Genomic DNA, 15,203 nt, shown 5'->3' with positions numbered 1-15,203 from the left:
CCGTTCGTATTGCTTTGCGCCGCTCACATGTCCTCCGTGTCGACGGCAGCTTTGTCCGCCGCGGGACACGCCGCCGCAGCGCCCCCGACGCCGCCCCGCGCGCGCGGCGCCCCCGGGCCGGCCGCGCCGTCGGCCCTGTCCTCGCCGCCCTCGGCCAGCTCGGCGGCGAGCTGGGCGAGCGCGGGCTCGCCGCGCATCATCGCCTCGACCTCGCGGCGCGCATAAAACAGCCGCGTCCTCACCGTCAGCACCGGCGCGTCGACGATCTCCGCGATCTCGGCGGGCGCGATCCCCTCGAGCTCGTGCAAGACGTAGACGATCCGCTTCTTCTCGGGGAGCCGCGCGATCACGCGGCGGAAGGCGTCGATCCGGCGCGCGCGCGCGGCGTCCTCGTCCGGGAGCATGCCGCGGTCGACCTCGAGATCGACGCTCGGCTCGCCGGCGAGCACCGGCCGGCTGCGCGCCGCGCGCCGGGCCATCAGCACCGCGTTGACCGTCACGCGGTGGAGCCACGTGGAGAACTTCGACTGGCCACGGAAGTCCTTCAGGCTCCGGTGGACCTGGATGAACACTTCCTGGATCACGTCCTCGGTGTCGGCGTTCGGTCCGAGCATCCTGAAGACGAGCCGCGCGACGTCGCGCCGGTAACGGCGGAAGATCTCGGCGAAGGCCGCCGGATCGCCGCTCTGGAAGCGACGGATGCACTCGCCCACGTCATCGGGCTCGGTCACGGGCGAGAGCCTAGCCGCGACCGCCGGCGTCATGGGGCTCGACGGCGACACGACCAGCGCCGGGCGACGAGACGGGTGGCCGCCTCCGAGCGCCGCGTCGAGCGGCTGCAGCACCAGCGCCGGACGCGCGTCCCCGGCGCCTCGCGCAGGCAGCTCGCCGTCACGGGGATCCGCCGCGCCGGGCCCGAGGAGGAGGAACGACTGCGAGAGGTGCGCCCAGAACGCCCCCCTCTCGATCGTCACGGTGCCCACGGAGGCGTTCGATGCGCCGGCCGCTCGGATCATTCATGTCGCCGCCGTGTCCACGGGGGCCCTCGGTGCGCCGGCCGCCCGGAGGATTCACGGGGCCCGCGCGGGGTTGCTCGCTCCGGCATCACGCCGGAGGCGCACAAAAGTTGTTCCTGAAGGCGCATCGGCGCGAATTTTCAGGACATGATCTTCATCGCCGTGTCGCTGACCGTCGCCCTCGTCGCCGCCGACCTGCTCGATCTGGGCTCCCGCCGCCGGGAGCGCGTCTAGGGACAAAAAAAGAGCGCCCGGCGAGCGCCGCGCCGAACAACGGTCGACGTGCGCTCAGGCCGGGCGGTCCTGCGATCGCGGGGAGCCTTCCGGTTCGTCCGGTCGGCTTACCCCGCGGCCTCGGCGCCCTCGGCCGCTGCGCCGCCCTTCTTGGGCAGGTCAAACAGCGCGGAGAGCCCCACCTGCTCCTGCTTCTTCTGCTCCAGGATGCGATTGACCGCGCGCAGGAGGCGCGTCTTCGCGGGGCCGCTGATCGGCTTGCCCTGGAGGGCCGCGTTCAGCGTCCGGTCGGTCACCGGACGGCCGCTGCGCGGCTTCTTGGCGCTGGCCGCCTCCTTCTTCTTTGCGGCGTCCTCGCTGCCGCGCGCCAGCCGCTTGGTCAGGCGGATCGACCGGTCCTCCGGCCGGAGCCGCTCGAGCTTGACCGACGCCGCGAGGATGCGGCGGGGGTCGATCTTCTTTTCCTTCAAGAAATCTTCGATCTTGGTGCCCATCGTCGTCACTTGCCCCGAAAGGGCCGCGACCCTATCACGCGCCGCCGCCCCGCGCATCTGCGACGTTTACCCCTCGTCGCGCCCTGGGGTAGCTTGTCTCGGTGACCACGCTCTCCGAGCTCGACGAGGCCGTTCGCGTCATTCGCCACCACGTCCCGGCGCCCCCGACCGTCGGCGTGGTGCTCGGGTCAGGGCTCGGGGGCTGGGGCGACGCGCTCGCCGATCTCGTCAAGCTGCCGTACGCGGAGATCCCCGGCATGCCCCGGGCCGCCGTCGTCGGGCACGCCGGGTTCTTCTGCGCCGGTCGCGTCGGGGACGTGCCGGTCGCCTGCCTGCAGGGGCGCGCGCACCTCTACGAGGGGCATCCGCTGGCGAAGGTCGTCTTCGGCGTGCGCGTGCTCGCGCGGCTCGGCTGCCGCGCCGTGCTCCTGACCAACGCGGCCGGCGGGATCCACCACGGCTTCGCCGCCGGCGACCTCATGCTGCTGATCGATCACCTGAACCTGATGGGGAAGAACCCGCTCGTCGGGCCGAACGACGACGCGCTCGGCAAGCGCTTCCCGGACATGACCTATGCGCACGATCCCAGGCTGCTCGAGCTCGCGCGGGCGGCGGCGAGCGAGGCAGGGGTCCCGCTGCGCGAGGGGGTCTACGCCGCGCTGCTCGGACCGTCGTACGAGACCCCCGCGGAGATCCGGATGCTGCGCACGCTCGGGGCCGATGCGGTCGGGATGAGCACGGTCCCCGAGATCATCGCGCTGAGGCACATGGGCGTCCCGGCCGCCGCCATCTCGTGCATCACGAACCTCGCCGCGGGGCTGACCCGGCGCGAGCTCGACCACGCGGAGGTCGAGGAGACCGCCCGGAAGGCGCGCGCACGGTTCTCCGCGCTGCTCTCGGCGTGGGTGCGCCGCGCGGGCGAAGACGCTGCGGCCAGGAGCTCCGCGTCATGAGCCGCGCGCCGCAAGCGCCCAGCGAGGCGCAGGCCGGACACGGCGAGGCGCAGGCCGGACACGGCGAGGCGCAGGGAATCGACTGGGCTGCGCTCGATCAAGCGGCCCTCGCCGCCCGCGAGCGAGCCTACGCGCCGTACTCGGGCTACGCCGTGGGCGCGGCGATCGTCGTGCGATCCGGCCGGGTGTTCACCGGCTGCAACGTCGAGAACGCCTCGTACGGGCTCACCATCTGCGCGGAGCGCTCGGCCATCGTGCAGATGGTGGCGGCCGGCGAGCGCGATCCGGTCGCCCTCACCGTCGCCACCAGCGGGCCCGTCCTGGGCAGCCCGTGCGGCATGTGCCGGCAGACCCTCGCCGAGTTCGCCAGAGATCTTCCGATCCGCCTCATCGCCGCCGGAGGCGACGCGCCGCCGCGGGGCACGTCTCTCTCGACGCTCCTGCCGGACGCGTTCGGGGCGGCGGCACTGGCACGCTGATCGCCCCTCACACCCCGGGAGCGGCGCGCCCGCGGGGCAGCGCGCCCCGCGGAGCAACGCGCCCGGCGGAGCAGCGCGCCCGCAGAGCGTCGGCTCACTCGATCGGCCGCGCCTCGGCCTGCTCGATCTGCGACAGCGCCGCCGCGAGCGCCTCTCGCGCGCGCTCCAGCGAGGTCCGGTCCTCGCCCCACTTCGCGCGCGCCTTCTGAAGGCGAGCACGCTCGACGGCCAGCTCCTCGGCGAGCCGCTCGCCCTGGAGCTTCAGCGCGTCGCGCTCCTCGGTCCGGCGCGAGAGCTGAGCGCCGAGCTCGTTCTCCCGCTGCTCGGCCTCGGCCAGGCGGCCCTGGAGCTCCGCAACGGAGCGCGCCCGCTCGGCGAGCTCACCCAGCAGGCGATCGCGCTCCTCGCCGACCGCGGAGAGCTCGCCCGCCCGCTGCGCCAGCTGCTGCTCGAGCTCCGCCGCGCGCGACTCGAGCTGCGCCACATGGCTGCGCGCCTGCCCGAGCTCGGTCGAGAGCCCGCGAGCGATCTCGTCCAGCTCGTCCTTGGCAGCCGCCCAGGCGGCCTCCCGCTCGGCGATCTCGGCCTGGTGCGCGGCGCGGACCTCCCCGAGCTCCTGCGCGTGCGCCTGCTCGGCGGCGCGCGCTGCCTGCGCTTGCTCCTCGAGGAGCTCGCGCTCCCGCGCCGCGAGGTCCTCCTTCGTGGCCTCGAGCGCCCGCGCGTGCTCCTCCGCCTGCGCCGCGAGCGCCCGCGCGTGCTCGATCCGGAGGCCGTTCAGCGCAGCCGCGTGCTCGCGGTCGCGCCGCTCCACCTCGCCCGCGTGCTCGCCCCGCAGCGCCTCGATCGCCGCGGCGTGCTCGCCCCGCAGCGCCTTGATCGCCGCGGCGTGCTCGCCCCGCAGCGCGTCGATCGCCGCGGCGTGCTCGCCCCGCAGCGCCTCGATCGCCGCAGCGTGCTCGGCCTGCTGCCGCTCGAGCGTGGCGGCCTGCTCGGCGCGCGCCCCGTGCAGCGCGGCCGCGTGCTCCGCCTGGAGCCGCTCGATCGCCCGCGCGTGCTCCTCCCGCGCCCCGTCCAGCGAGGCCGCATGCTCGCGATCGCGCCGCTCGAGCTCGCCCGCGTGCTCGCGCCGGAGCGCCTCGACGGCGCCCTCGTGCTCGCTCCGTGACGCCGCCATCGCCGCGGCGTGCTCGGCCCGCAGGCCATCCATCGCCGCGGCGTGCTCGGCCCGCAGGCCATCCGTCGCCGCGGCGTGCTCGCCCGCGAGCTGCTCCAGGGCCGCGGCGTGCTCGGCCCGCAGGCCATCCGTCGCCGCGGCGTGCTCGCCCGCGAGCCTGTCGGCGGCGGCGCGGTGCTCCTGGGCCTGCTGCTCCGCCCGGGCGGCGTGCTCGGCGTTGAGCCTGTCGATCTCCGCGCGGTGGGCCTGGGTCGCCTGCTCGAAGCGCTCCCGCTCTGCCTGCGCGCTCTCCTCGATCTCGCGCCGCGCCGACAGCTCGACCGCGGCGATCGCCTGCGCCTTCTCCTCCGCCGCGGCGCGCAGCGCGTCCGTGTGCGCCGCCTCCGCCTCCACCAGCGCCTGCCGGGCCGCCGAGAGCTCCGCGTCGCGCGCGGCGACCAGCGCCTGGAGCTTCTCGGTGCGCGCCTTGAAGTCGTCGGCGCGCTTCGCGGCGAGCTCCTTGTCCGCGCGCAGCGACGCGAGCTGCCCGTCGAGATCCTCGCTCGCGCGCTCGAGCTCCAGGATCCTGTCGATCTGGTCGGCCTTCTCGCGCTCGAGCGACAGCGACTGATCGCGGAGCTCCAGGAGCTCCTTGTCCTTGCGCGACATCTGATCGCGCAGCGCGAGGATCTCCTTGTCCTTCTTGTTCAGCGCCTCGCGGAGATCGAGGAACTCGCGGCTCGACACCCCGCCGGGCCTCGACGTCGTGCCCGCCGCGGCGAGCTTCGCCCTGAGCTCGTCGACCTCGCGCCGCAGGCGGGCCGCCTCCTGGCTGCCGTCGTTCGCGGTGGACAGCTCGCTCTCCAGGCGGAGCGACGTCGCGCGCGCGGCGTCCGCCTCCCTGGTGAGGCGGGCGATCTCGCCCTTCGACCTGTCCAGCTCGGCGCGCAGGCGCTCGATCTCGCCCGGGTCCGCGTCGGGGCGGGGCGGGGCGGACGGCACCGGGGTCATCCGCCCGCGCTCCGAGATCGGGGCGCGGTAGGCGGCGACCGGCGAGCTCACGGGCGGCGGCGCCGAGGCCGGCGCGGGCGGGGCGGGCGGAGGCGTTCGCGTCGACGGCGCGACGGAGGCACGGACCTCGGTCCGCTCGTCCTCCTCGTCGCGGATCAGCCGGGTGAACGCGCCTCCGATGAACTCGTCGATGTCCTCGTCCGCCTTGCCGGAGGCCGACCGCGCCGGGGTCACCGGCGGGGGCCTCGGCGGGCTCGACGCGCGCACCCGCGGCTCGGGCGGCGCCGAGAGCGGCGGGCTCGACGCGCGCACCCGCGGCTCGGGCGGCGCCGAGAGCGGCGGGCTCGACGCGCGCACCCGCGGCTCGGGCGGCGCCGAGAGCGGCGGGCTCGACGCGCGCACCCGCGGCTCGGGCGGCGCCGAGAGCGGCGGGCTCGACGCGCGCACCCGCGGATCGGGCGGCGGCCCGAGCGGCGGGCCCGACGCGCGCACCCGCGGATCGGGCGGCGGCGCTGGCGGCGGCGCGCTCGTGGAGGCGCCGGTCGACGAGACGGCCGCCGTGATGATCGTGGGGTCGCCGGAGTCCTCGTCGAGGTCGGCCTCGAGCACCTCGGCCTCGTCGATCATGATCGGATCGGCCTCGGCGTCCCCCGCGTCGAGCGGGACATAGTTGCGGATGTGCTCGAGGAGCTCGCCGAAGGCGATCGGCTTGTGGATGTAGTCCTCCGCGCGCGTCCTGAGCTTCCGGTGCTGCTCGAACGTCTCCTCGCTCGACTCGCTCGACATGATGACGAGCGGGACGTCCTTGAGCTGCGCATCCTTCTTGAGCTTGTTGCAGACCGAGAAGCCGTTCATCCGCGGCAGCTCGATCGACAGCAGGATGAGGTCGGGCCGATCGGCCGCTGCGGCTTGCAGGCCGACGTTGCCGTCGTCGACGACCTGAACGGTGCAGCCCAGACGACCCAATTCCGTGCGGAGCTCCCCGGCAAACGCCGGATCGCTCTCAAATACGAGGACCTTCGTCATGTTCTGGGGGTGTGCGCGGGTTCGGAGGGGAGCCCAAGATATCGGCCCCCGTCGACGAGTGTCAAACACGAGGCTGCCCGCGCCGACGGGGCCGTCTGGCCGATGCGTCAGGGGGGCGTGGCGGCGTCGGGGCTGGCGATCTGGGCCGCGCTCCGCCGTGGCCAGCGCGGGGCCGGCGGCCGCCGCGCGCGCAGATCAGGACGCGGCGAAGCGGCCGGGCGGCTCGTCGCCGAAGCACAGGCCCATCTCGCGGGCCGTGACGACCGTATCCGAGTCGAGCGGCACCGTCTTCGTCTTGCCGGCCACCTCGTCGAGCGGGACCAGCTCGATCCGGCTCCCTCGCAGCGCGACCATGCCGCTCTCGCACCCCTCCGCGAGGTACCGGACCGCGGCCGCGCCGTAACGGAGGGCGAGGAGCCGGTCCGCCGTCGTCGGCCCGCCGCCGCGCTGCAGGTGCCCGAGCACCATGGAGCGCGCCTCCTTGCCGGTGCGGGCAGCGAGCTCCTTGGCGACGCGCTCGGCCACGCCCCCGAGCACGACGGTGCGGCGGAACGTGTCGCCCGCGTCCTTGATGATCAGCTCGCCCCCTTCCGCGCACGCGCCCTCCGCCGCGACCACGATGGAGAAGCGCCGGCCGCGCGACTCCCGCAGGCGGATCTTCTCGGCGATCGGCTCGTACCGGAACGGGATCTCCGGCATCAGGATGACGTCGGCGCCGCCGGCGATCCCGGCGTTGAGCGCGATCCAGCCGGCATGCCGCCCCATCACCTCCACGACCATGATCCGCTCGTGCGCCTCGGTCGTGGAGTGGAGCCGATCGAGCGCCTCGGTCGCGATCGACACGGCCGTGTCGAAGCCGAACGTCATGTCGGTGCAGCACACGTCGTTGTCGATCGTCTTCGGCACGCCGACGACGAGCGGCAACCCGCGCTGGACGAGCTCGTGCGCGATCCGCATCGAGCCGTCGCCGCCCACCGCGATGAGCGCGTCGAACCCTCGCTCGCGAAAGCGCCGCACCAGCTCCTCGGAGCGGTCCCGGGGAACGAGCCCGTGCTCGCCGGGCGTCGGGTAGTGGAACGGATCACCGCGGTTGACGGTGCCCAGGATGGTGCCCCCGAGGTGCACGATGCCCCGCACCCGCTCGCGATCCAGCCGGATGAGCCCGTCCGGCGCGTCCTCGAGGAGCCCGCGGTACCCCTGCCGGATCCCCCAGACCTCCCAGCCGCGCTCGAGCGCGGCGAGCGTGGCCGCGCGGATCACGGCGTTGAGCCCGGGCGCGTCACCCCCGCCGGTATTGATAGCGATCTTGCGTGCCGCCATGAGGCGCGCAGCATTGCGAGCCCTCCTCGCCGACGCAATAGGCATCCCCCTCCCCCGGCCTGAATGGCGCGGAGCGCCCTGGGCCAGCGACCCCGCGCCGCGCGGCACGAGCACGATCGGCGGCGCGCGCAGGAGGCGGATCGAGCGCCCCCGCGAAGCGCGCTTCGCACCTGGATCAGGCGCGCTCCTTCCAGCCGGGAGCGCCGCGGCGGCGCTGGCGGGAGCGCCGTCGCGGCGATCTTCGCCGGACGGTCGCCGGCATCCTTCGCCGGACGGTCGCCGGCATCCGGTCGCGACCCCGCCGGCAGGGTATAGGCATGCGCGCGGTCGCCCCGGCCGCTTGCCCACGTATGAACCGCGCCACCCTGATCCGAGGCATCCAGCTCATCGTCACGCTGACGCTCGCGTCGTTCGCCTACGTGCTGTACGGCGCGATCAGGAGCGAGCAGGCGAGCCTCGCGGCCGGGCTCGCGCACGCGCGGCCGGGCTGGTTGATCGTCGCCGCCGTGCTGGCGCTGCAGGAGGGCGTGTTCGGGGGCCTCAGGATCTGGGTCCTCGGGCGCGTGCTCTGGCCCGGGCTCCGCCTCCGCACCGCGGTGACCTCGGAGTTCGTGCTGATGTTCTGCGCCGGGGTGACCCCGGGGCAGGCCGGCGCGGCGCCCTCGCAGATCGCGGTGCTCGCGCACGGCGGCATGCGGTTCGTCGACGTGGCCACGGCGGAGCTGCTCACGGCGTCGTGCACGGTCACCTTCTTCCTCGTCACGGCCGTGACCCTCTTCGCGCTCCGGCAGGCCGGGATGCTCGTCGTGCACGGCGGCGAGCAGCTCGAGTGGCTGCTCTCCGTCAGCGTCGTCATGTTCGGCGCGGCGCTCGTCGCGCTGCTCGTGGCGGCGGCGTACCCGCCGCTCCTCAAGGCGCTCGTCCGCGCGCTGTCGGCGCCGCTCGGCGCGCTCCTCCGCGCGGTCCTGCGGGGCGCCCGGCACGTGCCCAGGCTGCGGGCCCGCGCCGAGGCCGCGCTCGCCGCGCCCGGCAAGACGACCGCGCGCCTGCTGCGGAGCGTGGACGAGTTCCACGACGGCTTCCGCATCTACATGCGCCGCGGCAAGCGCGCCTACGCCGCCGCGCTGCTGCTCACGTTCGGCTTCTTCTGCTCGCGGTTCGCCGTGGCCTACTTCATCCTGCTCGGGCTCGGCATTCCGACCACGCCCTCGACCTTCGTCGCGGTGGGCCCGCCGATCGTCCAGGTCATCCTGATCCAGGCGCTCCTCAATTTTGCGCTGTACATGAGCCCGACGCCCGGCGCGAGCGGCATCGCCGAGCTCGGCTCGAACGCGCTCATGTCGCCCTGGGTCAAGGGCCCGTTCGAGCTGCCGTACCTCGTCCTCTGGCGCCTGCTCGCCCTGTTCCTGTGCATGTTCGTGGGGGGCGTCTACGTCTTCCGCTACCTCGGCGCCGACGTGCTCGAGGCGCGCGTGAAGCAGACCGAGGCGGAGAAGCGCGCGCTCGCGGAGCGCGCCGCCGACGCCCCGCCCGCGCTCGAGGGGCAGGAGGAGGCCGCGGAGCGGCGGCGCAGCATGGGGTGAGGGTGAAACGCGCCGCGCCTTCGCGATGGGAGATCAGCGGGCGGGGACGGGCACGGCCGCGAACTGGACGGCCTTCCCGCGGCGCACCTTGACGAGCGCCACCGAGCCTTCCTTGAGCTTGGCGATGGCCGCGCGCAGGCCGGCGACGTCCTTGATGGGGGTGCCGTTCACCTCGAGGATCACGTCGCCCACCTTGAGCTCCTGGACGTCGCTGCCCCGGGCGAACCCGTCGACCCGCACCCCGTCGCCAGCGACGTCGGAGACCTGGATGCCGAGCTTCTCGGCGCTCTGCTGCCGCTCGGGCCTCGCGCCCTGCCCCGGCCGCGCGCGGCTGGCCGCCTCGCTCGCCTCGTCCTGCAGCGCGTCCAGCCTGGCCACGATCTCGTGCCGCTTCTGGGCGCGCAGCACGGTCACCTCGATCTCGGAGCCGGGCGGGTTGCGCGCCACGAGGCGCGGCAGCTCCTCGGCGTGGTGGACCGGGACGTCGTTCACCGCGACGATCACGTCGCCGGGCTTGATGCCCGCGCGCGCGGCCGCCCCGCCGGGCTCGAGCTCGGCGACGAGCGCGCCCTTCGGCGCGTCCAGCTTGAGCGCGCTGGCGAGATCGCGCGTGATCGGCTGGAACAGGAGGCCGAGCTTACCGCGCTCGACGTAGCCCTTCTCGCGGAGCTGCGGGAGCACGTCCTTCAGCGCGTCGACCGGGATCGCGAAGCCGATGCCGTTCGCCCCCGCGCGGATCGCGGTGTTGATGCCCACGACCTCGCCCCGCCAGTTGAACAGCGGCCCGCCGCTGTTGCCCGGGTTGATCGAGGCGTCGGTCTGGATGAAGTCGTCGTACGGGCCCGCGCCGATCGCGCGCGCCTTCGCGCTCACGATGCCGAGCGTGACCGTGTGCCCGAGCCCGAACGGGTTCCCGACCGCGAGCACGTGCTCGCCGACGCGCAGCTGCTCGCTCGACCCGAGCGGCGCCACGGGCAGCCCGGAGGCGCCCTTCAGGTGGAGGAGCGCGAGATCGAGCTTGGGATCGCGGCCGACGACCTCCGCCTCGAACTCCCGCTCGTCGGCGAGCCGGACGCGGACGCCGGAGGCGTCGTGGATGACGTGCTCGTTCGTCACGACGTAGCCGCTCGGGTCGATGATGAAGCCGGTGCCGAGCGCCGTCTGCGGCGGCCGCTGGATCTGCGGGCCGAGCCGGCCTCCGCCGTGCGGACCGAAGAAGAACTCGAACGGATCGAGCCCCTGGCGGCCCCGGGATTCGTGCGTCGCGGTGATGTTGACGACCATCGGCCTGACCCGCTCGGAGAGCGCGGCGACGTCGAAGGTGGCCGGCACCGGCGCGGGCGGGAGGGTCACGGTCGACACCGGCGGCGTGGTGGGCGCGGCCGCGGCCGCGGCGACCTGGGTGGAAGGTGGCGTGGCGTGAGCCTGCTGGCCGCACCCGCCGAGCGACAGCGCGGTCAGCGAGAGCAGCGCGAGGGCTGAAGCGCGGGTGCGAGGGGAAACCGCTTGAATCATGGAATCTCCGTCGGGCAGTCGAAGGGGCCCCGTCCTGCCGTGGGCGAACGTGGGACCGACCGCGTTCATTCCGGCGCAGAAATAACGTTCCACGGCCCGCTGACAAGAGCGCTCGCCGCGCGCGGGAGGCGCGGCGGGCCTCGCGCCCCGCGCCGCGACGGCGCCGCCGTCCATGGCGTCACGCCCGCGCCTCGGCGGTGCGGTCGAGATTTGAGCCGCGGCGCGGGGAGGGCTGCTAGGGTGCGCGCTCCTGGAGGCCATCCATGCAGAGCGACGACGGGCGACTGCGAGATCGCAAGATCGGGTTTCTTGGCGGGGGCAACATGGCAGAGGCGCTCATCCGGGGCCTGCTCCAGGGGGGCGCCGTGGGCCCCGAGCAGGTCCGGGCGAGCGATCTGAAGAGCGAGCGCCTGGCGTTCCTCCGCGACCGCTACGGCATCGAGACCACCGAGGACAACGACGCGCTCTGCCGGTGGGCCGACGTCCTCGTCATCGCCGTCAAGCCGCAGATCGTCGATCGCGTCCTCGGCCCGATCGCGGCCGGGCTCGGCCCCACCGACGTCGTGATCTCCGTCGCGGCCGGCGTGCCGATCGACGCCATCGAGGCCCGCCTGCCGGAGGGCGCGCGCGTCATCCGGAGCATGCCGAACACGGCCGCGATCGCGCTCGCCGGCGCCACGGCGATCTCCGCCGGCAGCCACGCCACGGGCGACGATGTCGAGATCGCGCGGGCCCTGTTCCAGGCCGTGGGCCGCGCGGTCGTGCTGGACGAGTCGCTGCTCGACGCGGTGACCGGCCTGTCCGGCAGCGGCCCCGCCTACGTCATGCTGATGATCGAGGCGCTCGCCGACGGGGGCGTGAAGGTCGGCCTCGGCCGGGACGCGGCGCTCTTGCTCGCCGCGCAGACGGTGTACGGCGCCGCCAAGCTCCAGCTCGAGACCGGCGAGCACCCGGGCCGCCTGAAGGACATGGTGACGAGCCCCGGCGGCACGGCGATCGCGGGGCTCCACACGCTGGAGGCGGGCGGCCTCCGGCGCACGCTGATCGACGCGGTCGAGGCCGCGTCCAACCGCTCGGCCGAGCTCGGCGCGCAGATGGCGCAGAAGCTCCGCCGCACCTGACCCGGAGGCCGAGCTCCCCTCCCCGCCGGCCCGCGAGAGGAGGCGTCGCGACCGGGTGGATCGGCGGCACGAGCGGCGATCGCGCCCGGGATGGGCGCGGCTCCCAAGCTGCGCCCGTCTGCTGTATAAGGGGCCCGTGCTCCGCCCCGCCTCGCTGATCCCGCTGCTCGCCCTCGCCCTCGCGCTCGCCGCCTGCGAGACGACGATCGAGCAGGGCTGCCTCTCGGGCCCGTGCGGCTCCGACACCGCCGGGCAGGGCGCCGCGGGGGGGGACGACGCTCCGGACTGCTCTGCGACACCGGACGCGGGGTCTTACCCCTGCGAGGTGTACGAGGTGCTGAAGGCGAAATGCCACACCTGTCACAAGCCGCCGGATCAGGGGGGTATCCTGTTCTCGCTGCTCACGTTCGAGGACACGCGCGTCGCCGCCGACGACGGCCTCCTCCGCGTCGATGAGATCAGGGACGCGGTCGAGACGCGGCGCATGCCGCCCGTCGGCATCACGCTGACCGCGGACGAGGAGCAGGTGCTGCTCGACTGGCTCGGCGGCTGCGGCCAGCCGCTGCCGGAAGGCGAAGGGTGCGAGTGCAACGATCCCGCGGCCTGCCCCTAGGACGACGATCGGCTCGAGAATCCGCAGCAACCAGCCCGTGAGGGCGAAGACCGCAAGGGCACAAGGGACACGACGGAGGGTGGTGGTCACGTTTGGGGTGCTCACCTCCGGGGCTTGCGTTCCGGTGGGCCCCTTTTGTGGCCCGCCTGCACTCCAGCCCCTCCGGTGAGCACCCCAAACGTGACCACCACCCGACAGAGGGGGAACAGACCTCTCTTCCTTCGTTCCTTGAGATGTCTCTTCGTGCTGCATCCGGGGTGTTGGCGTTCTGCGATCTCTTGACTATGTTCGCCGCGTCGCAGCGGGACAGACGATCGCCGGCGACCGGGGAAACCCGGGCGCGGGAGGAAAGTCCGAGCTCCGCAGGGCAGGGTGCCGGGTAACGCCCGGTGAGAGCGATCTCGAGGAAAGTGCCACAGAGAACAGACCGCCGCGCCGTGTGCCCCGCAAGGGTGAGGAGCCGTTCGCCCCGCGGGGCAACGCTCCGAGCCTCCGCGGGCGCGCCGCGCGGCAAGGGTGAAACGGCGGGGTAAGAGCCCACCGCGCCCTTGGCAACAAGGGCGGCACGGCAAACCCCACCTGGAGCAAGGCCGCGTAGGGAGGCGTCCGCGGCGGCGACAGCCGTCGCGGCGAGGGTTGCCCGCCCCAGGCCTCCGGGTTGGCTGCTTGAGGCGCGCGGTGACGCGCGTCCTAGAGGAATGATCGTCGGCGCGAGGGGGGCGACCCCCCGCGCAACAGAACTCGGCTTATGTCCCCTGCGACCACGAGGCCCCGCTCCGGCGGGGCTTCGTGCTTCTGTGCTCGCCCGCCGCCCACCTGTGGCAACGCGCTACGCCGCCAGCGGCTGAAGCCGGTCGCGCAGCTTCTTCTTCGCCCGCGCCTCGAGCTGCCGCGCCCGCTCGCGCGACACGCCGAGGCGGCGCCCGATCTCGGCGAGCGACAGCTCTTCCTCCGGATCGGCCATCATCCGGGTCTCGACGATGTACCGCTCGCGCGGGTCGAGGTTCTCCACCGCCTGCGTCAGCCGCTCGCGGAGCAGCGCCCCCTCCTCGGCCCGGGAGAAGCGCTCCTCCTGGTCCTGATCGTCCGCCGCGAGCGTGTCGACCAGCGACCGGGCGCCGTCCTCGAACACCTTGGTGTCGAGCGACACGTCCCGGGCCTCCAGCCGGTGGGCCATCTCCAGGACCTTCTCGGCGGGCGCGCCGAACTTCTCGGCGAGCAGCCGGTCGCCCTCCTCCCCCTCGCCGACGAGCCCGGCGATGCGCGCCCGTTCCCGCCGCAACCGGAAGAACATCTTCGAGCGCAGCGGGCCCGAGCCCACCCCGACCAGGCTCCAGGAGTGGATGACGTGGTTCAGGATGTACGCCCGGATCCAGTAGGCCGCGTAGGTCACGAAGCGATTTCCGCGGTCCGGGTCGTACTTGCGGATCGCGTGGACGATCCCGAAGTTCCCCTCGGCGATGAGGTCGGCGAGCGGAATACCGTAGCGCCGGTAGCTGATCGCGATCGAGACAACATGCCTCAGGTTCGCGAGCGCGAGCGCGGCCGCGGCCTGCTCGTCGCCGTGGTCTCGCCACCGTCGAGCGAGCTCGACCTCCTCCTCGCGCGACAGCTCCGGGATCTGCCGAACATGCGTGATGTAGCGCGAGACCGCGCTGGCCTGATCTCGGGACGTTTGCACAGGGTTTCCTTCGAGGTCCGAGGACCCCGGTTCGGTTGATGAGGCCGGCGCACGCCGGACCTCGACTCTCGCGGGCGGGGCCCGACGCCGGGTCCCGATCGCGTTGATCGCCTCGCCGGCACTTGCCGCCGAAGTGGTTGGTTCGACATTCCAAAGGGAGCAGCCCACCAAAACCGCGATGCAGTTGGCATGCCGCCCCGGGCGGGCAGCTTGTGCACCGTGGCGCGAAGCCACGGCGCACGGCGGCTCACGCGCGCCCGCGCGCGCGCCGGAGAGAAAGGCGAAGGGCTAGAGAGCCGGGAAGGGCTCGATGCTCCGGACGGCCCCGCCCAGGCCGACCGTGTGCATCTCGCGTCGGCCGCGCCGGCAAGCAGCGGCGCGGACCGGGACAGAATGGGAAGCGCTCGCGGGGGGGCGAGCGCTTGCGCGTCAGACGAAGGTCAGACGGAATCAGACGGAATCAGACGGAGAACGACGACCCGCAGCCGCAGGTGCTCTTCACGCTCGGGTTGCTGAACTTGAAGCCCGAGCCGTGGAGGCCCTCCACGTAGTCGATCTCGGTACCGTCGAGGTACTGGAAGCTCAGCGGGTCGACGTAGAGCTTGATGCCCTTGTCCTCGAACTCCTCGTCGAACTCCGTCGGCTTGTCCTCGAAGTACAGGTCGTAGGAGAAGCCGGCGCATCCGCCGCCCACGACCCGCAGGCGCAGCCCCTGCCCCAGCAACTCCTCCGCGGTCGCGATCTCCATCACCTTCTCGGCTGCCTTCTGCGTGATCGTGATCATCCTGAAATCTCCTCTGCGTGCTCTGTCCGGCGGGGGACTGTAGGTCCTTGCCTGGGGCGATCATCCCCGTCGGATGACGAGCCGTGCGGTGAGCCCGGCCGGCCGCGCCCTGAGGTTGGGAGCTCAGAGCCAGCCAAAGATACGCACGTTCAGCGATGTCCGCCAGTACCTCAGCCGCGGCAGGTACGGCCGCGCGGGTCGCGCTTGACGCGCGCGCCCC

The 15,203-nt window shown here is 73.5% G+C and carries 12 protein-coding genes and 1 other RNA gene; 6 read left to right on the top strand and 7 right to left on the bottom strand.

Annotated elements, in window-relative coordinates; translation table 11 throughout:
* Positions 1 to 23: 23 nt before the first annotated feature.
* Both WMF31_RS10530 and WMF31_RS10525 read right to left on the bottom strand, forming a co-directional pair.
* Positions 24 to 974 carry an RNA polymerase sigma factor gene (locus WMF31_RS10530; protein ID WP_436601801.1) on the bottom strand — a complete coding sequence of 317 codons (951 nt, stop codon included), beginning with the start codon at positions 972 to 974 and terminating at the stop codon, positions 24 to 26.
* 383 nt (positions 975 to 1,357) lie between these two features.
* Positions 1,358 to 1,744 carry a hypothetical protein gene (locus WMF31_RS10525; protein WP_242515245.1) on the bottom strand — a complete coding sequence of 129 codons (387 nt, stop codon included), beginning with the start codon at positions 1,742 to 1,744 and terminating at the stop codon, positions 1,358 to 1,360.
* A gap of 101 nt (positions 1,745 to 1,845) precedes the next feature.
* Here WMF31_RS10525 and WMF31_RS10520 point away from each other — a divergent pair, with 101 nt between their 5' ends.
* Complete coding sequence (locus WMF31_RS10520) at positions 1,846 to 2,697, top strand: purine-nucleoside phosphorylase (RefSeq protein WP_436601800.1); 852 nt, start codon at positions 1,846 to 1,848, stop codon at positions 2,695 to 2,697.
* Complete coding sequence (gene cdd / locus WMF31_RS10515) at positions 2,694 to 3,176, top strand: cytidine deaminase (protein ID WP_436601799.1); 483 nt, start codon at positions 2,694 to 2,696, stop codon at positions 3,174 to 3,176. The genes WMF31_RS10520 and cdd overlap by 4 nt, the downstream gene beginning before the upstream one ends.
* Positions 3,177 to 3,270: 94 nt before the next feature.
* Here the strand turns inward: cdd and WMF31_RS10510 are convergent, their stop codons facing one another.
* Positions 3,271 to 6,366, bottom strand: a complete 3,096-nt coding sequence (locus WMF31_RS10510) for a response regulator (RefSeq protein WP_436601798.1) — start codon at positions 6,364 to 6,366, stop codon at positions 3,271 to 3,273.
* A gap of 195 nt (positions 6,367 to 6,561) precedes the next feature.
* Positions 6,562 to 7,686: a 6-phosphofructokinase gene (locus tag WMF31_RS10505; RefSeq protein WP_242515247.1), complete on the bottom strand. Its 1,125-nt coding sequence runs from the start codon at positions 7,684 to 7,686 to the stop codon at positions 6,562 to 6,564.
* A 350-nt stretch (positions 7,687 to 8,036) separates the two neighbouring features.
* Between WMF31_RS10505 and WMF31_RS10500 the strand changes: the two genes are divergently transcribed.
* On the top strand, positions 8,037 to 9,269 hold the full coding sequence (locus tag WMF31_RS10500; RefSeq protein ID WP_436601797.1) for a lysylphosphatidylglycerol synthase transmembrane domain-containing protein: 1,233 nt from the start codon (positions 8,037 to 8,039) through the stop codon (positions 9,267 to 9,269).
* Positions 9,270 to 9,302: 33 nt separating this feature from the next.
* On the opposite strand, the gene WMF31_RS10495 is transcribed toward WMF31_RS10500, so the two are convergent.
* Entirely contained in the window at positions 9,303 to 10,784 is a 1,482-nt protein-coding gene (locus WMF31_RS10495; RefSeq protein ID WP_436601796.1) for a Do family serine endopeptidase, read from the bottom strand.
* A 263-nt stretch (positions 10,785 to 11,047) separates the two neighbouring features.
* Between WMF31_RS10495 and proC the strand changes: the two genes are divergently transcribed.
* The 3 genes from proC (at position 11,048) to rnpB (ending at position 13,281) form a co-directional block, all read left to right on the top strand.
* A complete protein-coding gene (proC, locus tag WMF31_RS10490) occupies positions 11,048 to 11,905 on the top strand; it encodes a pyrroline-5-carboxylate reductase (RefSeq protein WP_436601795.1) in 858 nt (285 codons plus the stop codon).
* Between the two features lie 136 nt (positions 11,906 to 12,041).
* Complete coding sequence (locus WMF31_RS10485) at positions 12,042 to 12,518, top strand: hypothetical protein (protein ID WP_436601794.1); 477 nt, start codon at positions 12,042 to 12,044, stop codon at positions 12,516 to 12,518.
* Positions 12,519 to 12,816: 298 nt separating this feature from the next.
* Positions 12,817 to 13,281, top strand: an RNA gene (gene rnpB / locus WMF31_RS10480) — RNase P RNA component class A.
* A gap of 66 nt (positions 13,282 to 13,347) precedes the next feature.
* Here rnpB and WMF31_RS10475 read toward each other — a convergent pair.
* Positions 13,348 to 14,199 carry a sigma-70 family RNA polymerase sigma factor gene (locus WMF31_RS10475; RefSeq protein ID WP_129351283.1) on the bottom strand — a complete coding sequence of 284 codons (852 nt, stop codon included), beginning with the start codon at positions 14,197 to 14,199 and terminating at the stop codon, positions 13,348 to 13,350.
* A gap of 460 nt (positions 14,200 to 14,659) precedes the next feature.
* Complete coding sequence (erpA, locus tag WMF31_RS10470) at positions 14,660 to 14,983, bottom strand: iron-sulfur cluster insertion protein ErpA (protein ID WP_129351285.1); 324 nt, start codon at positions 14,981 to 14,983, stop codon at positions 14,660 to 14,662.
* Positions 14,984 to 15,203: the final 220 nt, after the last annotated feature.

It is taken from the genome of Sorangium sp. So ce1036, assembly GCF_051369805.1.
Classification (GTDB): Bacteria; Myxococcota_A; Polyangia; order Polyangiales; family Polyangiaceae; genus Sorangium; species Sorangium cellulosum_F.
The sequence above is the reverse complement of the archived record's forward strand: the minus strand, read 5'-3'. Positions and strand labels throughout refer to the sequence as shown.